This window comes from Amycolatopsis sp. NBC_01488, from assembly GCF_036227105.1.
In the GTDB taxonomy this organism is placed as follows: domain Bacteria; phylum Actinomycetota; class Actinomycetes; order Mycobacteriales; family Pseudonocardiaceae; genus Amycolatopsis.
In genome coordinates, this window is the sequence record NZ_CP109434.1 from 1,501,697 (window position 1) to 1,527,687 (window position 25,991).

34 protein-coding genes are annotated in these 25,991 nt (G+C 69.7%); 18 read left to right on the plus strand and 16 right to left on the minus strand.

Features of this window, described 5'->3' with window-relative positions; genetic code table 11:
• Window positions 1-205 precede the first annotated feature (205 nt).
• From sdhC to OG738_RS07030, 5 genes are all read left to right on the plus strand, one after another.
• Window positions 206-649, plus strand: coding sequence for a succinate dehydrogenase, cytochrome b556 subunit (gene sdhC, locus OG738_RS07010; RefSeq protein ID WP_329052221.1), 444 nt, complete (start codon window positions 206-208; stop codon window positions 647-649).
• 1 nt (window position 650) lies between these two features.
• On the plus strand, window positions 651-1,064 hold the full coding sequence (locus OG738_RS07015; protein ID WP_329052223.1) for a succinate dehydrogenase hydrophobic membrane anchor subunit: 414 nt from the start codon (window positions 651-653) through the stop codon (window positions 1,062-1,064).
• An 18-nt stretch (window positions 1,065-1,082) separates the two neighbouring features.
• A complete protein-coding gene (gene sdhA, locus OG738_RS07020) occupies window positions 1,083-2,837 on the plus strand; it encodes a succinate dehydrogenase flavoprotein subunit (protein ID WP_329052225.1) in 1,755 nt (584 codons plus the stop codon).
• Window positions 2,837-3,607 (plus strand): succinate dehydrogenase iron-sulfur subunit, encoded by a 771-nt coding sequence (locus OG738_RS07025; RefSeq protein ID WP_329052227.1) that lies wholly within the window; start codon window positions 2,837-2,839, stop codon window positions 3,605-3,607. Before sdhA ends, OG738_RS07025 begins: the two co-directional genes overlap by 1 nt.
• A 128-nt stretch (window positions 3,608-3,735) precedes the next feature.
• A complete protein-coding gene (locus OG738_RS07030) occupies window positions 3,736-4,650 on the plus strand; it encodes a hypothetical protein (RefSeq protein ID WP_329052229.1) in 915 nt (304 codons plus the stop codon).
• A 282-nt stretch (window positions 4,651-4,932) separates the two neighbouring features.
• Here OG738_RS07030 and OG738_RS07035 read toward each other — a convergent pair whose 3' ends face one another.
• Window positions 4,933-6,330 carry a S8 family peptidase gene (locus tag OG738_RS07035; protein ID WP_442875867.1) on the minus strand — a complete coding sequence of 466 codons (1,398 nt, stop codon included), beginning with the start codon at window positions 6,328-6,330 and terminating at the stop codon, window positions 4,933-4,935.
• A gap of 60 nt (window positions 6,331-6,390) precedes the next feature.
• A complete protein-coding gene (locus OG738_RS07040; protein ID WP_329052233.1) occupies window positions 6,391-6,630 on the minus strand; it encodes an SCO4848 family membrane protein in 240 nt (79 codons plus the stop codon).
• Between the two features lie 43 nt (window positions 6,631-6,673).
• Here OG738_RS07040 and OG738_RS07045 point away from each other — a divergent pair, with 43 nt between their 5' ends.
• Window positions 6,674-7,918 (plus strand): D-alanyl-D-alanine carboxypeptidase family protein, encoded by a 1,245-nt coding sequence (locus tag OG738_RS07045; RefSeq protein WP_329052236.1) that lies wholly within the window; start codon window positions 6,674-6,676, stop codon window positions 7,916-7,918.
• On the opposite strand, the gene OG738_RS07050 is transcribed toward OG738_RS07045, so the two are convergent.
• From OG738_RS07050 to OG738_RS07075, 6 genes are all read right to left on the minus strand, one after another.
• On the minus strand, window positions 7,915-8,361 hold the full coding sequence (locus OG738_RS07050; protein ID WP_329052237.1) for a winged helix-turn-helix transcriptional regulator: 447 nt from the start codon (window positions 8,359-8,361) through the stop codon (window positions 7,915-7,917). The genes OG738_RS07045 and OG738_RS07050 overlap by 4 nt on opposite strands.
• Window positions 8,358-9,464: an acyl-CoA dehydrogenase family protein gene (locus OG738_RS07055; protein ID WP_329052239.1), complete on the minus strand. Its 1,107-nt coding sequence runs from the start codon at window positions 9,462-9,464 to the stop codon at window positions 8,358-8,360. Before OG738_RS07055 ends, OG738_RS07050 begins: the two co-directional genes overlap by 4 nt.
• Before the next feature lie 56 nt (window positions 9,465-9,520).
• Window positions 9,521-10,534 (minus strand): inner membrane protein YhjD, encoded by a 1,014-nt coding sequence (gene yhjD, locus OG738_RS07060; protein ID WP_329052241.1) that lies wholly within the window; start codon window positions 10,532-10,534, stop codon window positions 9,521-9,523.
• 45 nt (window positions 10,535-10,579) lie between these two features.
• Window positions 10,580-11,083 (minus strand): ATP-binding protein, encoded by a 504-nt coding sequence (locus tag OG738_RS07065; RefSeq protein ID WP_329052243.1) that lies wholly within the window; start codon window positions 11,081-11,083, stop codon window positions 10,580-10,582.
• The gene (gene trpS / locus OG738_RS07070) at window positions 11,080-12,114 is read right to left on the minus strand and encodes a tryptophan--tRNA ligase (RefSeq protein WP_329052244.1); all 1,035 of its coding nucleotides are present in this window, start codon (window positions 12,112-12,114) and stop codon (window positions 11,080-11,082) included. The genes OG738_RS07065 and trpS overlap by 4 nt, the downstream gene beginning before the upstream one ends.
• Before the next feature lie 285 nt (window positions 12,115-12,399).
• Entirely contained in the window at window positions 12,400-12,750 is a 351-nt protein-coding gene (locus tag OG738_RS07075; protein ID WP_329052246.1) for a hypothetical protein, read from the minus strand.
• A gap of 468 nt (window positions 12,751-13,218) precedes the next feature.
• Here OG738_RS07075 and OG738_RS07080 point away from each other — a divergent pair, with 468 nt between their 5' ends.
• Window positions 13,219-13,947 (plus strand): chitinase, encoded by a 729-nt coding sequence (locus OG738_RS07080; RefSeq protein ID WP_329052247.1) that lies wholly within the window; start codon window positions 13,219-13,221, stop codon window positions 13,945-13,947.
• A gap of 56 nt (window positions 13,948-14,003) precedes the next feature.
• Here OG738_RS07080 and OG738_RS07085 read toward each other — a convergent pair whose 3' ends face one another.
• A complete protein-coding gene (locus OG738_RS07085; RefSeq protein WP_329052249.1) occupies window positions 14,004-14,504 on the minus strand; it encodes a MarR family winged helix-turn-helix transcriptional regulator in 501 nt (166 codons plus the stop codon).
• An 82-nt stretch (window positions 14,505-14,586) separates the two neighbouring features.
• Between OG738_RS07085 and OG738_RS07090 the strand changes: the two genes are divergently transcribed.
• Window positions 14,587-15,060 carry a cupin domain-containing protein gene (locus tag OG738_RS07090; protein WP_329052250.1) on the plus strand — a complete coding sequence of 158 codons (474 nt, stop codon included), beginning with the start codon at window positions 14,587-14,589 and terminating at the stop codon, window positions 15,058-15,060.
• Here the strand turns inward: OG738_RS07090 and OG738_RS07095 are convergent.
• Window positions 15,057-15,899, minus strand: a complete 843-nt coding sequence (locus tag OG738_RS07095; protein WP_442875868.1) for an exodeoxyribonuclease III — start codon at window positions 15,897-15,899, stop codon at window positions 15,057-15,059. The two genes, OG738_RS07090 and OG738_RS07095, sit on opposite strands and share 4 nt — an antisense overlap.
• On the opposite strand from OG738_RS07095, the gene OG738_RS07100 reads away from it, so the two are divergent.
• A complete protein-coding gene (locus tag OG738_RS07100; RefSeq protein ID WP_329052251.1) occupies window positions 15,898-16,647 on the plus strand; it encodes an MBL fold metallo-hydrolase in 750 nt (249 codons plus the stop codon). The genes OG738_RS07095 and OG738_RS07100 overlap by 2 nt on opposite strands.
• 191 nt (window positions 16,648-16,838) lie before the next feature.
• Here OG738_RS07100 and OG738_RS07105 read toward each other — a convergent pair whose 3' ends face one another.
• Entirely contained in the window at window positions 16,839-17,135 is a 297-nt protein-coding gene (locus tag OG738_RS07105) for an SH3 domain-containing protein (RefSeq protein WP_329052253.1), read from the minus strand.
• A gap of 183 nt (window positions 17,136-17,318) precedes the next feature.
• Window positions 17,319-18,542, minus strand: coding sequence for an NADP-dependent isocitrate dehydrogenase (locus tag OG738_RS07110; RefSeq protein ID WP_329052254.1), 1,224 nt, complete (start codon window positions 18,540-18,542; stop codon window positions 17,319-17,321).
• A 256-nt stretch (window positions 18,543-18,798) separates the two neighbouring features.
• On the opposite strand from OG738_RS07110, the gene OG738_RS07115 reads away from it, so the two are divergent.
• From OG738_RS07115 to OG738_RS07130, 4 genes are read left to right on the plus strand one after another with little or no spacing between them, the layout of a single operon-like run.
• Window positions 18,799-19,308, plus strand: coding sequence for a hypothetical protein (locus tag OG738_RS07115; protein WP_329052255.1), 510 nt, complete (start codon window positions 18,799-18,801; stop codon window positions 19,306-19,308).
• A gap of 25 nt (window positions 19,309-19,333) precedes the next feature.
• Complete coding sequence (locus tag OG738_RS07120) at window positions 19,334-19,714, plus strand: DUF2203 domain-containing protein (protein ID WP_329052256.1); 381 nt, start codon at window positions 19,334-19,336, stop codon at window positions 19,712-19,714.
• Window positions 19,715-19,723: 9 nt separating this feature from the next.
• Window positions 19,724-20,335 (plus strand): class I SAM-dependent methyltransferase, encoded by a 612-nt coding sequence (locus OG738_RS07125; RefSeq protein ID WP_329052258.1) that lies wholly within the window; start codon window positions 19,724-19,726, stop codon window positions 20,333-20,335.
• Window positions 20,332-20,502, plus strand: coding sequence for a hypothetical protein (locus tag OG738_RS07130; RefSeq protein WP_329052260.1), 171 nt, complete (start codon window positions 20,332-20,334; stop codon window positions 20,500-20,502). The genes OG738_RS07125 and OG738_RS07130 overlap by 4 nt, the downstream gene beginning before the upstream one ends.
• Here the strand turns inward: OG738_RS07130 and OG738_RS07135 are convergent.
• Window positions 20,499-20,912: a DUF2000 domain-containing protein gene (locus OG738_RS07135; protein WP_329052262.1), complete on the minus strand. Its 414-nt coding sequence runs from the start codon at window positions 20,910-20,912 to the stop codon at window positions 20,499-20,501. The two genes, OG738_RS07130 and OG738_RS07135, sit on opposite strands and share 4 nt — an antisense overlap.
• 49 nt (window positions 20,913-20,961) lie before the next feature.
• On the opposite strand from OG738_RS07135, the gene OG738_RS07140 reads away from it, so the two are divergent.
• The 3 genes from OG738_RS07140 to OG738_RS07150 are packed head-to-tail and all read left to right on the plus strand — an operon-like array spanning window position 20,962 to window position 22,849.
• Window positions 20,962-21,738, plus strand: a complete 777-nt coding sequence (locus OG738_RS07140; RefSeq protein WP_329052263.1) for a helix-turn-helix domain-containing protein — start codon at window positions 20,962-20,964, stop codon at window positions 21,736-21,738.
• A 21-nt stretch (window positions 21,739-21,759) separates the two neighbouring features.
• Window positions 21,760-22,263: a DUF2165 domain-containing protein gene (locus tag OG738_RS07145; protein WP_329052264.1), complete on the plus strand. Its 504-nt coding sequence runs from the start codon at window positions 21,760-21,762 to the stop codon at window positions 22,261-22,263.
• A gap of 4 nt (window positions 22,264-22,267) precedes the next feature.
• Window positions 22,268-22,849: an HhH-GPD-type base excision DNA repair protein gene (locus OG738_RS07150; RefSeq protein ID WP_329052265.1), complete on the plus strand. Its 582-nt coding sequence runs from the start codon at window positions 22,268-22,270 to the stop codon at window positions 22,847-22,849.
• Here OG738_RS07150 and OG738_RS07155 read toward each other — a convergent pair.
• Both OG738_RS07155 and OG738_RS07160 read right to left on the minus strand, forming a co-directional pair.
• On the minus strand, window positions 22,812-23,516 hold the full coding sequence (locus OG738_RS07155) for a spermidine synthase (RefSeq protein ID WP_329052266.1): 705 nt from the start codon (window positions 23,514-23,516) through the stop codon (window positions 22,812-22,814). The genes OG738_RS07150 and OG738_RS07155 overlap by 38 nt on opposite strands.
• 12 nt (window positions 23,517-23,528) lie before the next feature.
• Complete coding sequence (locus tag OG738_RS07160; RefSeq protein ID WP_329052268.1) at window positions 23,529-23,963, minus strand: TrmH family RNA methyltransferase; 435 nt, start codon at window positions 23,961-23,963, stop codon at window positions 23,529-23,531.
• Between the two features lie 195 nt (window positions 23,964-24,158).
• On the opposite strand from OG738_RS07160, the gene OG738_RS07165 reads away from it, so the two are divergent.
• Entirely contained in the window at window positions 24,159-24,347 is a 189-nt protein-coding gene (locus tag OG738_RS07165; RefSeq protein WP_329052270.1) for a DUF1918 domain-containing protein, read from the plus strand.
• Here the strand turns inward: OG738_RS07165 and OG738_RS07170 are convergent.
• Window positions 24,344-25,522 carry an MFS transporter gene (locus OG738_RS07170; RefSeq protein WP_329052271.1) on the minus strand — a complete coding sequence of 393 codons (1,179 nt, stop codon included), beginning with the start codon at window positions 25,520-25,522 and terminating at the stop codon, window positions 24,344-24,346. The genes OG738_RS07165 and OG738_RS07170 overlap by 4 nt on opposite strands.
• Before the next feature lie 109 nt (window positions 25,523-25,631).
• Here OG738_RS07170 and OG738_RS07175 point away from each other — a divergent pair, with 109 nt between their 5' ends.
• A complete protein-coding gene (locus OG738_RS07175) occupies window positions 25,632-25,955 on the plus strand; it encodes an ArsR/SmtB family transcription factor (RefSeq protein WP_329052272.1) in 324 nt (107 codons plus the stop codon).
• Window positions 25,956-25,991 lie beyond the last annotated feature (36 nt).

Here is a 25,991-nt window from a genome sequence, read left to right on the forward strand (position 1 = left end):
CCACACCGCCGGGTGGCGGCGCGGGAGTACCGGTGTCTGGTCCATCACAGAGGGGAACCCGGAGGTGAGCCGCGTGCCGGGTGCGGGTCTAGCATCCGATTCATCCAGGCTCGATGACGTTGATCTCGGCACTGCCGCCGTCCCACGGCGACTGCGGACCTCACGGCCACCGGGCACATAGTCAGACGTTGGAGGCCGTTCACCGATGTCCACCACGGCGAGCACTGCCCCTGCGGCAGGGGCGAGCGATCGGGCGGGTGCCTCACGCCGGCAGGGGACCTTCTACCGGGGTGACCCCGGCATGTGGTCCTGGGTGCTGCACCGCATCACCGGCGTGCTCACATTCTTCTTCCTGTTCGTGCACGTGCTCGACACCGCGCTGGTGCGCGTGTCGCCGAACACCTACGACCAGGTCATCGAGACCTACAAGACCCCGATCGTCAACCTCCTCGAGGTCGGCCTGGTCGGTGCGGTCCTGTTCCACGCGCTCAACGGCATCCGCGTCATGCTGGTCGACTTCTGGTCGAAGGGCCCGAAGGTCCAGAAGGCGATGCTGTGGGTCATCGGCGTCGTCTGGGTGGTCGTGATGGTCCCCGGTGCGTTCTTCATGCTGAAGCGCACCGTCGAAACGCTCTTCGGGGGTAACTGACATGGCCGACCTCGCCCTCGCGAACCCCCGCGCGCCGAAGCGTCCCGCCGCCCGCCGGAGCAACTTCGAGCTCTACAGCTGGCTGTTCATGCGGATCTCCGGTCTCGCGCTGATCATCCTGGTGCTCGGCCACCTGCTGATCATGAACATCCTCGACGGCGGTGTGCACCGGATCAACTGGGGCTTCGTCGCCGGCCGCTGGGCCTCGCCGTTCTGGCAGTTCTGGGACCTCGCCATGCTCTGGCTGGCCGAGATCCACGGCGGCAACGGGCTGCGCACCATCATCGACGACTACGCGCGCAAGGACAGCACGCGGTTCTGGCTGAAGATCCTGCTGTACACGTCCATGGCGCTGATCCTGGCCGTCGGCACGATGGTGATCTTCACGTTCGACCCGAACATGCCCGCGAACTGACCCCGGAGACTTCCCACCATGCAGGTCCACAAGTACGACGTGGTGATCGTCGGCGCCGGCGGCGCCGGGATGCGCGCGGCCATCGAGTCCGGCCAGCGCGCCCGCACCGCGGTCCTCACCAAGCTCTACCCGACCCGGTCCCACACCGGCGCGGCCCAGGGCGGCATGTGCGCCGCGCTGGCGAACGTCGAAGAGGACAACTGGGAGTGGCACACCTTCGACACGATCAAGGGCGGCGACTACCTCGTCGACCAGGACGCGGCCGAGATCATGGCGAAGGAGGCCATCGACGCGGTCCTCGACCTCGAGAAGATGGGCCTGCCGTTCAACCGCACGCCCGAGGGCAAGATCGACCAGCGCCGCTTCGGCGGGCACACCCGTGACCACGGCAAGGCCGCGGTCCGCCGCGCCTGCTACGCCGCGGACCGCACCGGCCACATGATCCTCCAGACGCTGTACCAAAACTGCGTCAAGTACGGCACGGAGTTCTTCAACGAGTTCTACGTGCTCGACCTCGTCACCACCCCGGACGAGGACGGCAACCCGGTCGCGTCCGGCGTCGTCGCCTACGAGCTGGCCACCGGCGAGCTGCACGTCTTCCAGGCGAAGTCGATCGTGTTCGCCACCGGCGGCGCCGGCAAGATCTTCAAGACGACGTCGAACGCGCACACCCTGACCGGTGACGGCCTCGGCATCATCTTCCGCAAGGGCCTCCCGCTGGAGGACATGGAGTTCTTCCAGTTCCACCCGACCGGCCTCGCGGGCCTGGGGATCCTGATTTCCGAGGCCGTCCGCGGCGAGGGCGGGATCCTGCGCAACGCGTCCGGCGAGCGGTTCATGGAGCGCTACGCCCCCACCATCAAGGACCTCGCCCCGCGCGACATCGTGGCGCGGTCGATGGTGCAGGAAGTGCTGCAGGGCCGGGGGTGCGGGCCGAACAAGGACTACGTCGTCCTGGACGTCACGCACATCCCCGAGGAAACGCTGAACGCGAAGCTCCCGGACATCATGGAGTTCTCCCGGACCTACCTGGGCGTCGACCCGGTGAAGGAGCCGGTGCCGGTGTTCCCGACCTGCCACTACGTGATGGGCGGCATCCCGACCAACATCCACGGCGAAGCGCTGCGGGACAACGAGAACGTCATCCCCGGCCTGTACGCCGCGGGCGAGGTCGCGTGCGTGTCGGTGCACGGCTCGAACCGCCTGGGCACGAACTCGCTGCTGGACATCAACGTGTTCGGCCGCCGCGCCGGCATCGCCGCCGCGGAGTACGCGCTGGCGCACGAGCACGTCGAGCTGCCGGAGAACCCGACCACGCTGGTCGAGGAGCAGCTGGCGGGCCTCCTGTCGGAGCACGGCGACGAGCGCGTCGCCGACATCCGCAAGGAAATGCAGCAGACGATGGACTCGCACGCGTCGGTGTACCGGACCGAGGACACGCTGAAGCAGGCGCTGACCGACGTCCAGGCGCTGAAGGCGCGTTACCAGCGGATCACCGTGGCGGACAAGGGCAAGCGGTACAACACCGACCTCCTGGAAGCCGTCGAGCTGGGCTTCCTGCTGGAGCTGGCCGAGGTGCTCGTGGTGGGCGCGCTGGCGCGCAAGGAGTCCCGCGGCGGCCACGCCCGCGAGGACTACCCGAACCGCGACGACACGAACTTCATGCGGCACACCATGGCCTACAAGCAGGGCTCCGGTTTGTCGTCCGACATCCGGCTGGACTACAAGCCGGTCACCTTCACCCGCTACGAGCCGATGGAGCGGAAGTACTGATGACTGCGGCAACCACTGAAGACGCTCCGGCCGCTTCGGACGAACACACCCCGATCACGGTCACCCTGAAGATCCTCCGGTTCAACCCGGAGGTGGATTCGGAGCCGCACTGGGAGTCCTACGACGTCCCGGCCCAGCGCACCGACCGGCTGCTGAACCTGCTGTTCTACGTCAAGGACTACATCGACGGCACGTTCTCGTTCCGCCGGTCGTGCGCCCACGGCGTGTGCGGGTCCGACGCGATGCAGATCAACGGCATCAACCGGCTGGCGTGCAAGGTGCTGATGAAGGACCTGCTGGAAAAGAACGGCAAGCCGACGGTGATCACGATCGCGCCGATCAAGGGCCTGACGACGTTGAAGGACCTGTACGTCGACATGGACCCGTTCTTCGAGGCGTACCGCGCGATCAAGCCGTACCTGATCACGTACGGCAACGAGCCGACGCGCGAGCGGATCCAGTCCCAGGCGGACCGCGACCGCTTCGACGACACGACGAAGTGCATCCTCTGCGCCTGCTGCACATCTTCGTGCCCGGTGTACTGGAACGACGGCTCGTACTTCGGCCCGGCGGCGATCGTGAACGCCCACCGGTTCATCTTCGACTCCCGCGACGAGGGAGCCGAGGAGCGCCTGGACATCCTCAACGACGGCGAGGGCGTCTGGCGCTGCCGGACGACGTTCAACTGCACGGACGCCTGCCCGCGCGGGATCCAGGTGACCAAGGCGATCCAGGAAGTGAAGCGCGCCCTGCTCTTCAAGCGCGTCTGAGTTTTCCGCAACACCGAAGGGCCCTCCGGCGACTATCCCGGAGGGCCCTTTGCCGTTCTTTTGTCCTGGGCAACGATCTGGGGCTCGGCTAACCTGAAGGGTCGACGCCGATTACAGGATGCGAGCGCATGGGTGCAGGTTCGGATATCCGCAGGATTGTTTCCCGCAGACTGACACCCCTCGTCGCAGAACTCGAAGAACACGTCTTCCGCTATGGCTATTTCCGGTCTCTCACCGGGGCACTCGCCTCACTCGGCACCGTCGGCCTGCTCGGCCAGGTCCTCGGCCTGACCTGGCTGCGCGTCACGTTCGCGACACTGGCCGCCGGCATGTTCGTGCTGGTGAGCGCCCTTTCCTTCGCGGGCACCCAACGCCTTCGCGGCAAAGTCGACCACATCGAACAACTCCTCCACACCTACGCCGACCACATGCGGTCCAGCTCTCCGCTGTCGGTGCGCGAATGGCGGCAGGAAGTCGTCATCGAAGAAAACGGCGACGCACACTGCCGCCGGGACCTGGTGCTCGACGCCGCGTCCAACGGGACGCTCAGGTACGTGTCGGTCAACCTGGTCTACTACGGCACCACTCGCCTGACCAACCGCGACCGGCGCAAGGTCCGGTGCCGCGCCTACCACGCCGGTGAAGACAACGCCGACGAGCGGACCCGGGCCAACGCCACGTCGGTCTGGACGTTCAGCCAAGGCGGGAAGCCGAAGCTGGAGATCTACATCCACCTGGGCACGGTGGTCCAGGCCGGTGACCTGATCACCGTCGAATGGGACTGGCCCGGCTATTCGGCCGACCTGATGAACGGCACCGCCCCGGAAGGCTTCGACGTGCTGTTCAACAAGGAGATCGGCAAGTTCGAGCACCGGGTGGTCTTCCGGAACATCCGGGTGCCCGCCGCCTTCAAGGTGCGCAACCAGAACGCGCAGAACCTGCAACGCCACCGGATCGGGCAGGACATCGTGGTCGAGTTCTCGGCGGAAACACCCGAGATGGACACCAGGATGGGATTCATCGCCGACTACTCGCAGAGCTGAGAAAAAAACGCCCGGACCCCCTGTGGCGGTCCGGGCGAAGGGCTGGCCTGATCGAAGGGATCAGTTGCCGCCCGTCTCGGAGCCGCCTGACATGGAAATCCATTCCTGAACCACTGCGGGGACAATGACTCATTGCTCGGGCCGTTGGTCCGGTCAGGTTACACCGACTCCGGGGTGAAGTCTTCTTCGATGTACACCCGGTCAAGTGATCCTTACCGAAGGTACGCCAACCCAGTGAAAAGCCTCCCCGCTCGGCTGGGCGGGGAGGCTTTTCCGATGTGCTTACCGGACCGCGTCCAGTGCGTCGACCAGGCCGTGGCCGTAATACGTGTTGTCGCGCTTCGGCCCCGTGCACTCCGTGTCGCCGACCGGGCACGCCACCGCGTCGGCCTCACCGGTCAGCAGCCGCGCCAGCAGCCAAGGCGGTGTCCCCCGGAACCGCGAAGCCAGCAAAGCCGCCACCCCAGCCGCGTGCGGGGACGCCATCGACGTTCCGCACTTCGAGCCGTACAGCCCACCGAACACCGTCGACGACAGCGGGCAGGCCGGGCCGGAGCCGTCAGGCGGGGTCTGCGCGAAGTCCCCGCCTGGCGCCGTGACGTCGATCGACCCGTAGTTGCTGAACGACGACTTCGTGCCCGCGTAGCCCACCGATGACACCGTCACGACCCCGTCGATCGCCTTCGGGAGGATGCCGCACGACGCGTCCACCGGGTGGGGCCGGTTCGGGTCCGTCGTCTGCGTGCGTGTGTCGAAGCCCGAGTTGCCCGCCGCCGAGATGTTCAGGACTCCGTGGCGCGTCGAGAACTCGATCGCGCGACGCACTGCCTCGAAAGCCGCCGCGTCGCCCGGCTCGTGCGAGCAGAAGAACATGCCCGGGTCGATGTAGTAGCTGTTGTTCGTCACCGGGAAGCCGTGCTCAGCGGCCCAGACGAAGCCGCAGACCGCCGACTCCGGGAAGATGTAGCCGTCGTCGTTCACGACCTTCACCGAGGCCAGGCGCACGCCCGGCGCGATGCCCGTGAAGCCGGCCGCCGGGTCCTTGCCCGCGATCGTGCCCGCCACGTGCGTTCCGTGGTCGGACGTCGTCGGGGCCCACGAGGCCGGCGTGCGGTCCGGAGCACCCGTCACGCACCCCGCCGAAGCGGCAGGCGAGACGGCCGCGCGCAGGGCCGGGTGCGTCGCGTCGATGCCCGAGTCGAGCACACCGACGGTCACCGAAGAGCTGCCTTGGTACTTCTTGTTCGCCTCGGGCGCGTGGATCGCCTTCATGTCCCACTGCTGCGCCGACAGGTCACCCGCGGCGGCCGTGGTCCGCGTGTCCTCCAAGGTCCGCACCGCGCCCAGGGAGCGAGCCGCGGCACCCGAAGAAGAGGCCACGTCCTTGCCGCCCGAATACGCCCGGTAGACGCCGATCTTCTGCTGGAAGTCCGCGTTGCGCGAGCTGGCGATCGCGACGCCGATCTCGCCGTAGTACGCCACCTTCGTGCCGCACTTGGCCGCCAGCTCCTTGTCGACGGCCGAAGCGCGCGTGCCCGGCTGGTAGGTCACCACGTACGTGTACGGCGTGCTCGTCGTGTCACACGCGGCCGGTGCGGCCTCGGCGGCCGGTGCCGCGGCGAACAGGCCGCCCGCGACGACCAGCACGAGCGGGGCTGCCATTCGGCGTAAACGGGACATTCCACCTCCAGAGTCGGTGTCAACCTAAACCGGCCCCGGAGACCGCGCCACCGACCAAAGTCAGGAGGAGGCCCGCGACGAAGCACGCACCCCGCGCCAGCCCAGCACGCCGATGATCGTGCCGAGCACGAACGACACGACCGTCAGCACCGCGTGCACCACGAAGTACGCCGTGGGCGAATGGTCAGGGGTCCAGGACTGGTCGCTGGCCCACAGGTTCTTGGCGAACGTGATCCAGATGATCCAGGACCACACGCCGAAGGCCAGCAGGAACAATGAGGTGCCTCGCGAAATGCGCATGCCCCTGAGTATGCGACCCGCGCCTCGGCGCTAGATTGCGTGGGTGCACTCCGCTGTCTCCCGGTCGCTCAAGGTCCTCACGACGACGCTCGCCGCCGCCCTCCTGGCCCTGAGCACCCCGGCCTTCGCGGCCCCGGCGCCGCAGCAGGGCCAGTGCGCGAACCGCCAGGCCCCGCCGGCCCCGGTCGACACGTCCGAGAAGCCCGCGCCCGGCAAGCCGGTCCCGCCCCCGCTGGCCGTGCCCGCCGTCCCGGTCGGCGGCCCGCGGATGGCCGAGTGCGGCCTGGTCACCCCGGAGGGCGCGCTCAATCCGCCGGACGGCAACACCGCGGCGTCGTGGGTGGTGCAGGACCTCGACACCGGCGCGGTCGTCGCGGCGAAGGACCCGCACGCCCGCGAACGGCCCGCGTCGCTGATCAAGACGCTGTTCGCGCTCGTCGTCGTCACCCAGCTGAACCCGCAGCAGGTGCTCGTCGCGACGAAGGAAGACGCCGAGCAGGAGTGCACGTGCGTCGGCCTGGTCGCCGGCGGCCAGTACACGGTCGACCAGCTGCTGCACGGCCTGCTGATGCACTCGGGCAACGACGTCGCGCACGCGTTCGCCACGGCGCTCGGCGGGGTCGACTCCGCGGTCGCCAAGATGAACGCGCTGGCGGCCCGCATCGGCGCGCAAGACACGCGCACCGCGACGCCGTCGGGGCTCGACGGGCCGGGCATGTCGACCTCGGCCTACGACCTGAGCCTGATCTTCCACTACGCGATGAAGCAGCCGGAGTTCGCGAAGGTCGTCTCGACGAAGAACTTCGAGATCCCGGCGACCGGCGGCAAGCCGGCCATCCCGATCTTCAACGACAACAAGCTGCTCGGCGTCTACCCCGGCTTCCTCGGCGGCAAGACCGGCTTCACCGACGACGCCCGCCACACCTACGTCGGCGCGGCGCAGCAGAAGGGCAAGCGGCTCGCGGTCGTCATGATGCGCGCCGAGCAGAAGCCGACGAAGGTGGTCGACCAGGCCGCGAAGCTGCTCGACTACGGCTTCGCGCTGGAGGCCGACCGCGCCGTGCCGGTCGGCCAGATCAGCTACCAGGCCCCGGTGACGACGCCGGCGAGCGGCGACTCGTCCGTGCTCGCCGACGGCGGGACCGGCAACAGCGGGACGTCCTCGGCCGCGGCCGCCGCCAAGGAGGACCCGTTCGGCACCACCGGCTGGATCATCACGCTGGTGGTGTTCCTGATCATCGTCGGCGGGTTCGTGGTCGGGCACCAGCGCAGGAAGGCCGCCGGCTAGCGGAAGCCGGGGCCGGCCTCGGGGGTTACCCGGTCCGTGGTGATCGCGCCGCCGCAGTGTCCACAAGCGACATACGTTTCGGCGACCTCGCCACAGTCCTTGTGCCGCAACAGGATCGGCGGTCCCTCCGGACCGGCCAGGTGCTTGTCGCCCCACTGCATGAGCGTGACGACGGCGCCGAAGAGGTCCCGCCCGGCCCGCGTCAGCTGGTACTCGGGCCGGTCGGGGGCCACTTCGACGCGGTCGAGCACGCCCGCGTCGACGAGGGTCTTGAGCCGGGCGGACAACGTCGGGCGCGGGATCGAGAGGTTGCGCGCGAACTCGCCGTAGCGGCGCACACCGAAGAACGTCTCGCGCAGGATGAGCAGGCTCCACCGCTCGCCGACCAGGTCGAGGGCCCGTCCGACCGAGTCCGCCGTGAACCGGTGGCCGAGGTCGTTCACAGCTGCTCCGTGCGGGCCGGGACGCCGAGCAGCAGCTTGCCGGACAGCTCGTAGCTGGCCGGGTTGACCTGGAAGTGGGCGGTCGCCGTGTGGGCGTCGCGGAAGCGGCGCTGCAACGGCGAAGTCTCGTAGATCGCCGCGCCGCCGCCCAGGTCGTACATGGTTTCCGCGACCTTCGCGGCGGTGCGCGTGACGTGCGTGGCGGCCAGCCGCAGGCCCAGCTTGAGCGCGTCCGGCACCGGTTCGGTGCCCCGCGCGGCCTGCCAGGCGTCGTCGATACTGGTGTAGAACAACAGCCGCGCCGCGCGCAGGGCGGCTTCGGCCTCCGCGACGGCGGCCTGGGTCTGTGACCGCTCGGCCAGCGACCGGCTGGAGCCGAGGGGCTTGCGCGTCGAGGCGAGCTCGACGAGGTCGTCGATCGCCCCGCGCGCGTTGCCGAGTGCGGCCGCCGCGACCGACAGCGCGAAGAAGCCGAAGAGCGGGAAGCGGTGGAGCGCGACAGCGCCCGCGGGCGGCCCGCCCATGACCGAGAAGACGCGGTGCCCGGGCACGAAGAGCGCGTCGGCCACGCAGTCGTGACTGCCGGTGCCGCGCAGGCCGTTCGTGTGCCAGGTGTCGAGCACCTCGATCTCGGCCTTCGGCAACGCGGCGACGTACAAGGCGCTCTCGTGCACGAAGCCGGCGAAGAGCCAGTCGCAGTGCGGGATGCCGCTGCAGAACGCCCAGCGGCCGGAGACGACGTAACCGCCGTCGACCTTCTCGCCGATGCCGCGCGGCGCCCAGACGCCCGCGGCGACCGTGCGCGGGTCGCCGAAGACCTCCTCGGCGCACTTCGGCGGGGCGTAGGCCGAGAGCAGGCTGCTCGTCACGGCGATCGAGACGCACCAGCCGGCCGAGGCGTCGCCGCGCGCGACCGTCTCCGCTGTCTCGAGGCTGAGGGCGGGTGGCGCTTCGGGGCCGCCCAGGTAGCCGGGGACGCCGCTGCGCAGGAGCTGGGCGTCGGTCAGCTTGGCGACCAGTTCGGCAGGCAGCGCCCGCTGCCGTTCGGTCACGGGCGCGAGCGACCGAGCGAGAGCGGCGCACTCGCGGGCGGCGTCCAGCATGAAACCTCCGGTTCAGATTTCTTACCGGTTCAGTTTCTTTACCGTGCAGCCCGCTGTCAAGACTTGCGCCGGCCCCCGAGCCACGCGAGCAGCGCTCCGGCGCTGAACGCCCCCGCGACGGCGCCGAGGCCGGGCCCGCGCTGCACGGTGACGCTCTGCTCGAGCCGCACCGGCGGCGGAGGTGCGACGACCGTGCGCTGGTTCTCCTTGGCCGTCGCGGTCCAGGCCGTGATGAGCAGCAGGAAGCGCGAGACGAGGTTCGCGAACACGAGCAGGCCGATGACCGGCCCGAACAGCGCCGCCGACGGCGACTTCGTGACGCTGGCCAGGTAGATCGAGCCGACCTGCTGCAGGATGACGAACCCGATGGCGGCGACCACGGCGCCCTTGACGGCACTGCGCAGCGCGACCTGCTCCCGCGGCAGCCGCGCGATCACCCACAGGAAGACGAGGGTGTTGGCGAGCAGGCCTAGCACGATCGTCGCCACGCGGAGCAGGAAGTTCGCCCAGGCGGCCTGGTCGAGCCCGACCAGCTTGAGCAGGAAGTGCCCCACGCCGCCCCCGACCGCGGTGAGCGCGAACGACACGATGAGCGCGACGCCGAGGCCGATGAGCGCGACGAGGTCCTTGAGCGTCTGCTTGACGACCGGCTGCGGCTGCTTCTCCTGGCCCCACTGCGCGGTGAGCGCGTCGCGGAGGTTCGACATCCAGCCGATGCCGGAGTAGAGGGCGATGAGCAGGCCGAAGATCCCGATCCCGCTGCCGGAGTCGAGCGCCCCGTTGACGATGCTCTCGACGAGCTTCTGCAGGCCTGCCGGCACGGAGTTGTTGATCCCGTTGGTGATCTTGTCGATGATCGTCTTGTCGTGGTTGACGACCAGCCCGACCACGGCGAAGGCGACCATGAACAGCGGGAAGACGGACAGCACGCTGAAGTAGGTGATGGCGGCGGCGTAGTGGTTGCCGTACCGCTCGCCGAAGGCCTCGTTCGCCCGGATCAGGTGATCGAGCCACGGGTACTTCCGCCGCAGCCGCGGCAGGAGCTTTTCCTTCGTTTCTTCGTTCGCCACTGTGAAACGCTAACCACGCCCGGTGACTCCCGCAACGCGAGCGGCTCACGTGAGGGAGGCGAGGAAGGCCTGGTAAGTGGTCTCCCCGCCGAGAATCGACGCCCGTGGCCGCGTCGACGCGTACTCGACCACGCGCTCGTAAGCCGCCGCGAGGGCTTCCTCGGTGAGCGGCTCGACCGTCTCGATCTCCGACGAACGCCGTCCCGCGAACCGTCGGCGAGTCTCTTCGAGTCCCGGCAGCAGCACGATCTCGTGGAAGCTCGCCCCGGTCTCGCCGGCCAGCGCTTCGAGCCGCTCGGCGAACCCCGGCCGGGCCAGCAGCTGCGGCACCACGACGTCGTGCCCCGCCGACAGGTGCGTACGCGCCGCCGCGAGCGTGATCTCTCGCGCCAGCAGCCCCGCCTCGCCCGGCGATGATCGCCAGCCGCCGATCATCGCTCGGACCCGGTCCACGTCCAGGGCCAGCGCCGGCGGGTGGTCGCCGGCGTAGCGGCGGGCCACGGTCGACTTGCCGCTGCCCGGCGGGCCGTTCAGCAGGATCAGCTTCACCGCACCGGCGGCAGGAAACCGATCCGCTGGTACGTCTTGGCCAGCGTCTTCGAGGCCACGTCGCGAGCCCGCTCCGCACCGGCGGCGAGGACCTTGTCCAGCTCCGCGACATCGTCCAAATAGGACTTCGCGCGCTCCTGGATCGGGGTCACCCACTCGACGAAGACCTCGCCGAGGTCCTTCTTCAGGTCGCCGTAGCCCTTGCCGTCGTAGGCCGCTTCGAGGTCGGCGATCGTCCGGTCGGTCAGGGCCGAGTAGATGGTCAGCAGGTTGGAGACGCCCGCTTTGTGCTCGGTGTCGAACTTGACCTCGCGGCCGGTGTCCGTGACGGCCGAGCGGATCTTCTTCGCCGAGCGCTTCGGGTCTTCGAGCAGCTCGATGAGGCCGTTGGCGCTGGAGGCCGACTTGCTCATCTTGGCCGTCGGGTCCTGGAGGTCGTAGATCTTCGCCGTGTCCTTGATGATGTACGGCTCCGGCACGACGAACGTCTTGCCCAGCCGGTTGTTGAAGCGCTGCGCGAGGTCGCGCGTGAGCTCCAGGTGCTGGCGCTGGTCCTCGCCAACCGGGACGGCGTCCGCGCGGTAGAGCAGGATGTCCGCGGCCTGCAGGACCGGGTAGGTGAAGAGGCCGACGCTGGAGCGGTCGGAGCCCTGCTTCGCGGACTTGTCCTTGAACTGCGTCATCCGGCCGGCCTCGCCGAAGCCGGTCTGGCATTCGAGGACCCAGCTCAGCTGGGCGTGCTCCGGGACGTGGCTCTGCACGAAGAGCGCGGTGCGCTGCGGGTCGATGCCGATGGCCAGCAGCTGGGCGGCCGAGACGCGGGTGCGCTGCCGCAGCACCTTCGGCTCCTGCTCGACGGTGATCGCGTGCAGGTCGACCACGCTGTAGAAGCACTCGTGCGTGTCCTGCAGCCGCACCCACTGGCGCAGCGCGCCGAGGTAGTTGCCGAGGTGGAACGAGTCGGCGGTGGGCTGGATCCCCGACAGGACCCGCGGACGGCGTTCAGCGGCGACGGTCTGCTCTTCGGACACGGGAGGATTCTTCCAGGCCGGGCGGCGCGGCGGGCGCGGAGGGGGCGCAAGCTGGGAATTCTCCCAAGCCGCGACGCGCGCATGCGCCGACTCGCATGATCAGGAAGTCGACACCAGTGCTTGGAGGGTCGACACGCGTGATTGGAAGGTCGACACGCGTGGCTCAAGGGTCGACACGCGTGGCTCAAGGAGTCGGCGCGCGTGGCTCAAGGAGTCGGCGCGGCGCTGACCCAGGCCCAGCGCGGACCCCCAGCCTGGCGCGGCGAAGCGGCAGGCGCCGAGAGGTCAGGCGTGCGGGCGCTGGGTGAGGAACGGGCGGGTCGGCGTGGCGTCGGGCTCGCCGAGGACGGCTTCGGCCATGGCCGTGACAGGGCCGGGTGGTTCGGGGACGGCCGGGGCGGCCTCGGCGACCCGGGTCTTGCGGCGCTGACGCAGCACCCCCAGCGTCATGCCGACGATGCCGAGCGCAACCGCGACCAGCCCGACCGGGCCGAGCACGCCGAAGCTCTCCGCGTTGGCGTCGGCCTGCGCGGTCGTGACGTCGGCGAACGCGGTCCCGCCGCCGGCCAGCACCACCGCCGCCGGGACGAGCGCGAGCACCGCGCCCGCGCGGAATCCGCGCAGCGTGGACCGCATCAGGAGTTGACCTGGGTTGCGCACCGGAGTGCCTCCCGCGAGTGACGAGCGCTGTGACTCACCTAAGTGCTCACCCATTCGAGTGAGACGCTGCGTGCTACTGGTCAAAAAACTACCGAGCGTGTCAAGACCTGTCGGTAGTGATCGACTCGGGGGCCGAGAGTAGCGCCCAACCAGGACTACGGTCCGGGCGCCCCCAGGGTTCACTCCGATCGCCCAAGCGGGTGTTGCGGAGGACGGAACGCTCATACTCCGAGTAGAGCCTGGCCGATCCCTGTCCGGCCAGCCTTCACCCGTTCGTCGTAAAAACGCTTCACGCTGTGCCATTCGCCGCAGTGAGGACTGCTCCGATCGCGGCGTCTTACTCGGAAAACTTTTCACTCGATAGTGATTGGTCTATACCTCTTGGAGTAGCCCATTCGGCTCGGTCGGACCGCGCACGACCGGCGTGATCAAGAGGAGTTCCGAATGTCGATTACCCGGTTCCTGAAGCGCGCCGGAGTGGCGGTGAGCGCGCTCGCCGCGGCGAGCGCCGCCGTCGTACTGCCGGCCACCACCGCGTCCGCCGCGCCGGACGCCTCCTTCGTCGTCAGCGAGGCCCAGTTCAACCAGATCTTCCCCAACCGCAACAGCTTCTACACCTACAGCGGCCTCACCGACGCGCTGTCGGCCTACCCCGGCTTCGCCACCACCGGCGACGCCACCGTGCAGAAGCAGGAAGCGGCCGCGTTCCTGGCGAACGTCGACCACGAAACCGGCGGCCTCGTCTACATCGTCGAACAGAACACCGCCAACTACCCGCACTACTGCGACACCAGCCAGCCCTACGGCTGCCCCGCAGGCCAAGCCGCCTACTACGGCCGCGGCCCGATCCAGCTCAGCTGGAACTTCAACTACAAAGCCGCCGGCGACGCCCTCGGCATCGACCTGCTCGACAACCCCTACCAAGTCGAACAAAACGCCGCCGTCGCCTGGAAGACCGGCCTCTGGTACTGGAACACCCAGACCGGCCCAGGCACGATGACCCCGCACAACGCGATGGTCAACGGCAGCGGCTTCGGCGAAACGATCCGCAGCATCAACGGGTCCATCGAGTGCAACGGCGGCAACCCGGCGCAGGTGCAGAGCCGGATCGACAAGTACACGCAGATCACCGGGATCCTCGGGGTCCCGACGGGGGACAACCTCTCCTGCTGAGCCGGGCGCGGCGAAAGGGTCTTCCCGGCACACCGCCGGGGAGGCCCTTTTCGGTGTCAGGACTGGGGATCGAGGTGGTCCAGGAGCTTGCGCAGGACGTCGTCGAGCAGGCTTAAGTCCTTTCCGGACAGTCCGGACAGGAGTTCGGAGACGTTCGCGGTGTGCTCGGTCATCGCGGCGTCGACGGCGTCGAAACCCTGGTCCGTCAAGCGGATGCGGAAGCTGCGGCGGTCGTTCGGGTCCAGCGCGCGCTCGACGAACCCGGCCTTCTCCAGCCGGTCGAGGCGGCTCGTCATGCCGGCGCGGGACATCATCAGCGTCGCGGACAGCTCGGACGGGATCAGCGTGTAGGGCGGCCCGGACCGGCGCAGCGCCGCCAGGACGTCGAACTCGCCGCGCTGCAGGCCGAACTTGCCGAACACGCGCTCCTGCGCCGGGCCGAGCACGAGCGCCAGCCTGCCCATCCGGCCGGCCACGCCGATGGCGGTCAGGTCGAGGTCGGGGCGTTCGCGGTGCCAGGCCGACACGACGGCGTCGACGGCGTCTTCGTCACTCACGCCGACCACTCTATTCGACGTCAGCACTATTCGTCGCCTGATAGTTTGACAGCAAACTATCAGGCGTGGAACCATCCTGGGCATGACGACATTGCTGGTACGCCACGACGAAGCCGAGCAGCTCGGCTCGACCCCCGACACGATGACCCTGCTCGCGGACGTCTCCCAGACCGGCGGGCACCTGAGCACCAACCGCGCGTCCCTGGGCCGCGGGCGCGATGGCGCGACACCGCACTTCCACACCTCGTCGGCCGAGATGTTCTTCATGCTGGACGGGGAGCTGGAGGTCCTGAACGGCGAAGACGTCGTGACGATCCGGACCGGCGACCTGCTGTTCGTGCCGCCGCACACGAACCACGCGTTCGGCGCGACGTCGCGCTCGGGCGCGGACGTGCTGATCGTGTTCACGCCCGGCGTCGAGCGCTTCGAGTACTTCCGGATGATCGACCGGATCCGGCGGGGCGAGGCGTCGCCGGCGGAGATCCTGGCGTCGCAGGACCGATTCGACAACCACTTCGTGGACAGCGCGACCTGGCGCGCGGCCCGCGCGGCCTAGATGTCGTAGGTGGCGGTGACCGGCGCGTGATCCGACCAGCGCTGGTCGTAGGCGGTGGCGCGCTCGACGACGACGTCGACGACCTTCTCGGCGAGGCCGGGCGTCGCGAGCTGGCAGTCGATGCGCCAGCCGGAGTCGTTGTCGAAGGCCTGGCCGCGGTAGGACCACCACGTGTACGGGCCGGGGCCTTCGGGGTCGAGGCGGCGCTGGACGTCGGTGAAGCCGGCCTCGGTGTAGACGCGGCCGAGCCACTCGCGCTCTTCGGGCAGGAAGCCGGAGTTCTTGCGGTTGCCGCGCCAGTTCTTGAGGTCGACGGTGTCGTAGGCGATGTTCCAGTCCCCCACGACGACGACCTCGCGCCCGGCCGCGGCGGCCTTGGCGCGGAGTTCGACGAGGTAGGGCAGAAACGCGGCCATGAAGCGTTCCTTTTCGTCCTGGCGCTCGGTGCCGACGTCCCCGCTGGGGAGGTAGAGGCTCGCGACCACGACGTTCGGCAGGTGCACTTCGAGGTAGCGCCCGCTGTCTTCGAATTCGGGTTCCCCGAAGCCGATCCGGACCTCTTCGGGCTCGAAGCGGCTGTAGACGGCGACGCCGTTGCGCCCCTTGACGGCGGAGGGAGCGTGGACCGAGAACCACCCTTCGGGCTCGACGACGTCCGCGGGAAGCTGCTCCGCCGTGGCGCGCACCTCCTGGCAGCACACGACGTCCGCCTTCGTGGCGGCGAGCCACTCGACGAAGCCCTTCTTGGCGGCGGCGCGGAGGCCGTTGACGTTCACGGTGGAGACGGTCAGCACGAACAGCACGCTACCGGCCGGCGGCTCTGCCAGACTGCCGGGCATGGGCGACAGTCGGCTGACGGTGCTGGGGAGTTGCGGGGCGTGGCCGGAGCCCGGGCGGGCGTGTGCCGGATTCCTGCTGGTGCACAACGGGTTCCGCGTCGTGCTCGACCTCGGGTACGGCGCGGCCTCGCGGCTGTTCACGCACTGCGGCGACGGGCTGCCCGATGCGGTCGTGGTGACGCACGAGCACCCCGACCACTGCGCCGACGTGAGCGCGCTCGGACGGGCCTGGCACTACACGGTTCAGGAGCCGCACGGGTCCTCGGCGCGGTTGCCGCTGTACTGCACACCCGGCACGCTTCGCCGGCTCGAGGCGATGGAGCCGCGGCCGCACCCGACGGAGCTGTTCGAGGTGCACGACCTCGACGCGCCGGCCGACGTGGGCCCCTTTCGCCTCACGGCTTTCCCGCTGCCGCACCACGTGCCGAACTTCGGCGTGCGCCTCACGGCGCCCGGGCTCACCGTGGCGTACACCGGGGACACGGGACCGTCGCCCGTGCTGGCGGACCTCGGGCGAGACGCGGACCTGGTCATCTGCGACGCCACCCACCGCACTCCGCCCGACGGACCCCGGTACTTGCTGACGGCGACGGAGGCGGGCCACTGGGCAGCCGAGGCGGGAGCGCGCCGCCTCTTGCTGACCCACTTCTGGCCCGGCACCGACCGCGCGACAGCCGCCGCCGAGGCCCGCACCGAGTTCGGCGGCGAGGTGCTGGTCGCGGAAGAGAACCTGACAGTCACGTTGTGAAACCCGGCCCACTGTGAAGGCCGACCCAAGCTGAACCCGACCCACCCGCCCTCGAGATCGTCGACGAGTCCGGCCCGGACGCGCTGACCCTCGGCAAGTCGCCGAACGCGCCGGAGTCGCCGCACCTCGCTTTACAAGCACGTCAGGAACCACGCCGACCTGCGCAGGCCGACCTGGCGGGCCTCTGAAGCTCAGCAGGCGGAACCGGCGACCGGTGCGGTGAACGCGGCGGCCACCCACTTGTCGTCGGCCACCTTCCGGAAGCCGTTCTGCACGCCGGGCAGCGCGTCGAACTGGGCGTCGCGCAGGTACTTGCCGACGATCTTGGCGTTGCCGTCCGCGGTCTCGCGGGCGTTGAGGACGTCCGCCGTCACCGTCACCTTGCAGCCGGTGGCCGACGCTCCCGACGCCTGCTTGCCCGTGTTGACCACGTAGACGACGATGACCAGGACGATGGCGCCCAAGATGATCAGAGTCTTCTTCGACATGCCTTCCTCCAACCGCGAGCCCCGTCCTCTGCCAAGGGTAGGCAATCCTTTACCCACACCGACAGCGCCGGACGCAGCAACCACCCGGAGGCGCCAGTCCGCCTCCCCCGCCGGTGACGCGCTGTGCACGAAGAGAAGCCCTCGTCCCGGCAAACCGGGACGAGGGCTCTTCAGAAAACCGGCTCAGCCCTGGGCGATCTTCTTCGCCAGGTTGTCGTCCAGCGTGGCGAGGAACTCCTCGGTCGTCTGGAACGGCTGGTCCTTGCTGATCAGCAGCGCCAGGTCCTTCGTCATCTGACCGCTCTCGACGGTCTCGACGACGACCTCTTCGAGCTTGTTCGCGAAGCCGATCAGCTCCTGGTTGCCGTCCAGCTTGCCGCGGTGCTCGAGGCCGCGGGTCCAGGCGTAGATCGACGCGATCGGGTTCGTCGAGGTCGGCTTGCCCTGCTGGTGCTGGCGGTAGTGCCGGGTGACCGTGCCGTGCGCGGCCTCGGCCTCGACGGTCTTGCCGTCCGGCGTGCGCAGCACCGACGTCATCAGGCCGAGCGAGCCGAAGCCCTGCGCGACGGTGTCGGACTGGACGTCACCGTCGTAGTTCTTGCACGCCCAGACGTAGCCGCCCTCCCACTTCATCGCCGCGGCGACCATGTCGTCGATCAGGCGGTGCTCGTAGGAGATGCCCTTGGCTTCGAAGTCGGCCTTGAACTCGTTCTGGAAGATCTCCTCGAACACGTCCTTGAACTGGCCGTCGTAGGCCTTGAGGATGGTGTTCTTGGTGGAGAGGTAGACCGGCAGGCCGCGGTCGAGGCCGTACTGCAGCGAGGCGCGCGCGAAGTCCTCGATGGACTTCTTGAAGTTGTACATCCCCATCGCGACGCCGCCGCCCTCGGGGAACTTCGCGACCTCGAACTCCATCGGCTCGGAGCCGTCGTCCGGGGTGTAGCTGATGGTCAGCGTGCCCGGGCCGGGGACCTTGAAGTTGGTCGCCTTGTACTGGTCGCCGTGGGCGTGACGGCCGATGATGATCGGCTTCGTCCAGGTCGGCACCAGGCGCGGGATGTTCTGGATGACGATCGGCTCGCGGAAGATCACGCCGCCGAGGATGTTGCGGATCGTCCCGTTCGGGGACAGCCACATCTTCTTGAGGCCGAACTCCTCGACGCGCGCCTCGTCCGGGGTGATCGTGGCGCACTTGACGCCGACGCCGTGCTTCTTGATCGCGTTCGCCGAGTCGACCGTGACCTGGTCGTCGGTGCGGTCCCGCTCCTCGATGCCCAGGTCGTAGTAGTCCAGGTTCACGTCCAGGTACGGGTGGATCAGCTTGTCCTTGATGAACTGCCAGATGATGCGGGTCATCTCATCGCCGTCGAGTTCGACGACGGTGCCCTGGACCTTGATCTTGGCCATGAGCAGCGGTGCTCCTTCCGCGGATCTTCGCGTTCTTCGATAAGTCTCGCCGGTAGCGGTACAAGCGTACTGCTTGACGGAGCTGGATGGTTCAAGTAGTGGTCGGTATCAAGTCTCCCCCCGCCGATTGTGCCCGGGATCACGGGGCACGACCTGCCGGTCACCTGATCCGACCGCTCGCCGAGCGAGCGTCGCGCCGACGGGTGAACCAAGGCACGATGCCATCCGTGAACTCATCACGCGGGAGGTGACGGCCATGTCGACCCATCGGTACGCCGAGTACGAAGACGAGTACGAAGACTACGAAGACACCACTGACGTGCTCGACGAGCGGCCGCGCCGTGGCGTCGCCCACCTGGTCAGCGCGCTGGGCGGGCTCCTGCTCACGCCGGTCGCGCTCGGCCTGCTGAGCTGGGGCGGGCTGCGCCAGCAGCAGCTGATCCAGGCGACGCTGAGCACCAACCGCGACCCGCTGGGCATCGCGCTGCTGGCCGGCGGGGCGATCCTGCTGCTCGTCGTCGCGTCGCTCGGCGCGCTGTCGGCGGTCGGCCCGATCCTCGGCGGCCTGATCTACGGCGTGCTGCCCGGCGTCGCCGCGATGGCCGTGCCCCAATGGGGCTTCAAGCTGGTGAACCTGATGCCGAAGAGCGACATCGCGTACGGCGTCATGGACTTCCTCTTCATCGGCGGCCTGCTCGGCGTGGGCTTCCTGCTGGTCGGCAGCGGACTGGCCAACGCGCTGGTGCGGCGGCGCCGGGAGGCCTGAACCGCGCCGGTGGGATCATCGGCCGATGGGGTTGTTCACCATCGCGGAGGCCCGCGGCGAACTGGCGCGGCTGCGGCCGGTCCTCGACGAACTGGTGCGCGTCCGGGCCGACGCCGCCGAGCTGGCGGCGTCGCTGCGCCCGGGTGGGCGGGCCACCGAGCTGGGCGGCCTGCCCGAATGGAAGGCCGCGCAGGCCCGGCTCGACGACCTGATGACGACGGTCCAGCGCTCCGGCGCCGAGCTGAAGGGGTTCGCGCCACTGCTGATCGACTTCCCGGCCGAGCTCGACGGCACCGACGTGCTGCTGTGCTGGCTCGAGGGTGATCCCGAGCTGGGCTGGTACCACCGCACCGACCTGGGGTTCGCGGGCCGTCGTCCGCTGAAAACCGCTGGTCGCCCCGGCTAGGTTGGGTCCGTGAACCAGGAATCGAGAGCGGCCTTCTTCGACGGCACGGCCGAGCACTACGACGAAGACACCTTTCACGCCCAGGTGGCGGACGCGCTGGTCGCTCCGCTGCCGCCCGAGCCGGGGCTGGTGCTGGACGTCGCCACCGGAACGGGCTTCGCGGCGTACGCGGCGCTGCGGCTGAAGCCGGCGCGCGTGCTGGCCGTCGACTTGTCACCCGCGATGCTCGCCCGGGCTTCGGCGAAAGCTGCTTCGCTGGACCCGACCGGCGTGATCACCTGGCAGGTCGGGCCGGCGGTGCCGATGCCGTCGCCGGACGGGACGGCCGACGTGGTGCTGTGCGCGTCCTCGCTGCACTTCCTGGGCGCGGTGGCGTTCGCCGACTGGCTCCGAGTGCTCCGGCCGGGTGGACGGCTGGCGTTTTCGGTGGTGTCGGGGGCGCGGTTCAAGCCGTCGGGGCCGTTCGCGGACTTCGTGCCGGCGGACCTGACGTTTCCGCTCGACGAGGCCGGCGCCGCCGCGCTGGCGAAGGACTTCGTGGACGTTTCGGCACAGACGTTCACCGTCGACGACGGCGAGCGCGTCCGAAGCGTCTTCGTGGTGCACGCGACGGCCCCGTGAACCTGGACCGGTTCGCGGACGGCCACCTGACGTCCGTAGCCGCGGACGGAAGCCGGGTGGTCCTGCGGCTCAAGGCGTATGCCGAGTACCGGCGGGTCACCGCCGGGCTGCCGCAGTGCTGGACGAACGTCACGTCCGCACCGGTCGCGTCGCCACCGCACGTCTAACGGTGCAGGGAAGCACCTTTGAGGATCTTGTCCACCGCGTTCTTCGGGCCGTGCACCGCCAGCCCGGCCAGTGCCAGCTTCTCCCCCGGCACCGCGCGGACCGCCGCCCGGTTGTCGATGTCGTTGCCCGTGTGGAACAGCTCGTCGGTGAAGATCGAAATGCGCAGGCCGCGGGTCAGCGCTCGGGTGTGGGCCGCCGTCAGGACGTCCGCCGTGCCCGAAAAGACCATGACCGGCTGGCCGAACATCGGCAGGTACTCCGTGTCGTCGGCGTCGAAGTACGGCGCGCCCATCAGCTCCGGGGTCACGTGGGCGATTCCGCTCACCAGGAACGCGGTGACGTTGAGCCGCTGCCAGGACGCCAGGTCGTCGCGGAGCAGGACGGCGATCTTCGTGTCGAAGGAACTCATGCGGCCAGACTCGCCCGCCGGCCACCCGCGCGTCTTGTACGTTCTTGACATGGCGCACGTCGAAGCTTGGCGGCCGGCGGTCCCGGGGATCGCCGAGGTCTTCCACGCGCGCTTCACCACCCACGCCTACCCGCTCCACACGCACGACACGTGGACGCTGCTGATCGTCGACGACGGCGTCATCCGCTACGACCTCGACCGCCACCACCACGGCGCGCTTGGCCCGGCCGTGACGCTCCTGCCGCCGAACGTCGCGCACGACGGGCGCGCCGCGACCAGCCACGGCTTCCGCAAGCGCGTGCTCTACCTGGAGACGTCGGTGCTGGGCGAGGACCTCGTCGGCGCGGCCGTCGACCGGCCGAGCGTCGCCGACGGGCTGCTGCGCACCCGGATCCACCAGCTGCACGCGTCCCTGGCCGAGCCGGGCGACGCGCTCGAGGCCGAAAGCCGGCTCGCGCTCGTCGCCGAACGGCTGCAGACCCACCTCGGCCGGACGGCGGCCCACGAACCGAAGCGCGGCCTGGCGGACGACCTGCGGGACCTGCTCGACGCGAAGCTGCCCGAAGCGCTGACGCTCGCCGAAGCAGGCGAGACGCTCGGCGCGCATCCTGCCTACCTCGTCCGCTGTTTCGGGGCGCGGTTCGGCCTGCCGCCACACCGCTACCTGACGGGCCGCCGCGTCGACCGCGCGCGCCGGCTGCTGCTCGACGGCTCCCCGGCCGCGGAGGTCGCCGCGGCCGCCGGGTTCACCGACCAGGCCCACCTGACGCGGCACTTCAAGCGGTACCTGGGGACGACGCCGTCGCGGTACCCGAAAACCCGGTGACAGCGCCGTTACGATCCGTGCATGGGGTTTCTCGCCAGGATCGGCGGCCTGCGGTTCGCGGTCACCGTCCTCACTGCCATGACCGCGCTCCAGATGACGCTCATCGCGCTCGGCAACATCACCGACTTCGGCACGAACCAGGCGTTCGTCCAGCACGTGCTCGCGATGGACACGACGTTCCGCTCGCCGAACATGATGTGGCGCGCGATCACCAGCCCCGGCCTGCAGGACACGGCCTACGTCGTGATCATCGCGTGGGAGGTGCTGACCGCGCTGGTGCTGGTCGCGGCGTTGGTGGCGTGGCTGCGCGGCCGCACCGACACGGGCCGCCGGCTCTCCACGCTCGGCTGGGTGATGTGGGTGCTGCTGTTCGGCGCCGGGTTCATCGCCATCGGGGGCGAGTGGTTCCAGATGTGGCAGTCGGGCAAGTGGAACGGCCTGCAGCCCGCCCTGCAGAACTTCCTGATCGCGACGGTGGCGCTGGTCGTCGCCCACCTGCCGGGGCGGGAAGGTGTGTCAAGATGACCGCATGCTGCGCGAACTGCACCTGACCGGCGATCCGGCCGCCGACAAGCTGCTCAACGACGACCCGTTCGCCCTGCTCGTCGGCATGCTGCTCGACCAGCAGTACCCGATGGAGCACGCGTTCGCCGGCCCGCGGAAGATCGCCGACCGGATGGACGGCTTCTCCCTGGCGAAGATCGCCGCGACCGACGTCGAGAAGTTCGTCGAGATGTGCGTGGTCCCGCCGGCCATCCACCGCTACGGCGGTTCGATGGCCCGCCGCGTCCACGCGCTCGCGCAGCACATCATCGAGAACTACGACGGCCGGACCGAGGGCATCTGGCTCGACGGCCGCCCCAAGCCCGACGGCCCGGAAGTCCTGAAGCGGCTGCGGGCGCTGCCGGGGTTCGGCGAGCAGAAGGCCAAGATCTTCCTGGCGCTGCTGGGCAAGCAGCGCGGCGTCCAGCCGAAGGGCTGGCGCGAAGCGGCCGGCGCGTACGGGGACCGCGGCTCGCGCCGGTCGATCGCCGACGTCACGAGCGCCGAGACGCTCGCCCAGGTCCGGGCGTTCAAGAAGGCCGCCAAGGCCGCAGCCGCGTCGAGCTAGTCGGGTGACCAGAAAGGTTCACCGGGTCCCGGCGCTGGTTCCGCGCGAACCACAGCACGTCCGGCTCACCTCTGGGAACCTCGACCGCCACCTCGCGCACCGAAGCGAAGTGCGCACGCAGCCGCGAAGCGAACGCCGGGGCCGCGCCCGCACTCCACACCGCGAGCACCCCTCCCGAGTTCAGCAGCGAGGCCAGCCGCGTCAGGCCGGCGTCCGAATACAGCTGGGCATTGCCTTCCGTGACCGTCCACTCGGGACCGTTGTCGATGTCGAGGCAGAGTGCGTCGAAGCGGTCGGACGTCGTCTCGAGCCACGACACGAGGTCCGCCGGTACCACCCGCACGCGCGGATCGGCGAGCGCGTCGCCGTGCACTGTCCGAAGTGGACCTGAGCGGTTCCAGACGATCACCGCCGGCTCGCGTTCCACCACGACGACCGACGACGCGCCCGCGTCGAGCGCCGCGCGGAGCGAAAACCCGACGCCGAGGCCGCCGATCAGGACAGCGGCTCCCGGCGTCAGCGCGCCGGTCACCAGGAGGCGCTCGGACTCGCCGTTGCGGGTGTCCATCAGGAACACGCCGTTCTCGATCACTTCGTACGCTTCGCCGTCGCGCCGCAGGACCAGCTCGCCGCCCCGGCCCGGGACCGTCTCCACCACCTCGACCACCGTTCGACCTTCTCACAGCAGGCCAGCGAGTTTGTACAGGACCAGGCTCCCCGCCACCGCGACGTTGAGGCTCGCGCCGGTGCCCACCATCGGGATTTCGACGACGGTGTCGAGAAAGTCGAGCGCGTCCGGCGGGATCCCGGTCTGCTCGTGGCCGAGCACGGCGATCGTGCGGCCACGGGCGGCGGGCAGGTCCGCCAGCCGCACCGCGCCCTCGGCCAGCTCGACGCCGACCACGCGCGTGCCGGCCGTCCGTTCGCGGGCCAGCCAGCCCGGCGGGTCGTGCACCCAGTGGACGCATGCCGGGCGTCGCAACGTGTTCCCACGCCGCAGCGCCTCGGGCACCCAGGGGAACCGCGGCACCGCGAGGCACGCGCCGACCGCGTCGCAGGTCCGCAGGAGCGTGCCCAGGTTCGCGCCGTGCAACGGCCAGAGCGGGGCGGCCACCAGGTGGCCCCAACAGGGATGCGCCTTGCTCCGCCGGGACTTCCGCAGCTCATGGGGCGTGCGGACCCGGACCGCGGGGCTCACCGGCGCCGAGGCGCGGCGCCTCCGATTTCGCTGATCATGCCCGGATTCTAACCCGTTCGCCGGGACCGCGGGACGGTGCGCGCTCCTACTCTGGACACGGAGGTGAAGGCCATGCACGCAGGAGTAGGAGACGAAATCCAGGTACACGGCCGTACCGTCGGGTCGGCCGAGCAGCGCGGCGAGATCCTCGAAGTCCGGGGGCCCGACGGCGCCCCGCCCTACCTGGTGCGGTTCGCCGACGGGCACGAGGGACTCGTCTATCCCGGCCCGGACTGCGAAGTCCAGGCCCACGAGGCCTAACCGACGGCGACCTCTTCCCGCGGGGCGCGGACCCGGCCCCACGCGGTGCCGACGAGCACCAGCGCCGCCAGGGTCAGCGCCGCCGCGACCTCGGGCAGCACCAGCGGCCCGCCGGACGTCAGCACCGCGCCCCCGACCACGCCGGACAGGCCGACGCCGAGGTAGATCGCCGACGCGTTGAGCGAGAGCACCAGGCCGGCGTGGCCCGGGGCCAGCTCGATCAGCCGGTGCTGCACCGGCGGGCTGAACGACCACGTCGCCATGCCCCACACGAACAGCGCGACGCCGGCCGCGATCGGCGTCGCCGTCGCGATCGGCAGCAGCGCCATGACGACGGTGATCGTGGCCGTCACGACGAGCAGCGGCGCGCGCGAACCCCAGCGGTCGGCCGCCCGGCCGCCGGCGAAGTTGCCGACCGCGCCGCCGACGCCGTAGCAGAAGAGCAGCACCGTGACCGCCGTGCCGTGGACGCCCGCGGTCGCGGCCAGCAGCGGGGACACGAACGTGTAGACCATGAACGCGGCGAGGCACCCGAGGACCGTCACGGCCAGCATGACGAGCACGCGCGGGTCGCGGCCGGCGGCGAACCGTTCGGCCAGGGTGACCCGCGGCGGCGCGGCGACCAACGGCAGCGCCATCCGCACGGCCAGCGCGCTCGCCAGCGAGAACGCGGCGACCAGCGCGAACGCCGTCCGGTAGCCGAGGTGCTGCGAAATGAGGCTGCCCAGCGGCACGCCGAAGATGAGCGCGACGGTCAGGCCACCGAACACGAGCGCGATCGCGCGGCCCCGGCGTTCCGGGCTGGTCAGCTGGGCCGCGACGGCGCTCGCCGCGGGGGTGAACACCGCGGCGCCGACCGCGGTCACCACCCGGGCCAGCAGGAGCGTGCCGTAGCCGGGCGCGAGCGCGGCGAACAGGTTGCCGGCCGCGGTGACGGCGAGCGCGGCGACCAGCAGCGTCCGGCGCTCCCACGTGCCCGTGACGGCGGCGAAGAGCGGCGAGCCGACCGCGTACGCGATGGCGAAGGCCGTGACGAGCTGCGCGGCCGCAGTGGCCGAGACGTGCAGCTCGCCGGTCAGCGCCGGCAGCAGCCCGGCGACGATGTAGCCGCTGGTCCCGACGCCGAACGCGCCGAAGGCCAGCACCGAGAGCCTCGAGGACGAGGGTGTGGACATGGGTGGGTCCCCCAAGCGGAGCGAGCGATTGGTTCGATGAACGTCGTAGTTCGACCATCACCGTACTACGCGGCTCCGACAATTTCGATCCACGTCGTACGATGGACCCATGGCCAAGACCGTCGCGCTGCCGCCGCTCGTCTACCCCGAGCGGGACGAGATCACCGTCGAAGGGGTGCTCCGCGCCCTCGCCGACCCGGTGCGCCTGGCGATCGTCCGGCAACTGGCCGCCGCCGACCACGAACTCTCGTGCGGCGCGCTGACCGTGTCGGTGACCAAGTCCACAATCACCCACCACCTGAGCATCCTGCGCCAGGCGGGCGTCGTCGCCGGCCGCCAGGAGGGGACGACCCGGTTCAACTCGTTGCGCCGCAACGACCTCGACGCCCTGTTCCCGGGCCTGCTCGACGGCGTGCTGGCCGCTCGGCGCTGAGCACGGCGTTACGGTGTGGATCGTCACCCGATATCG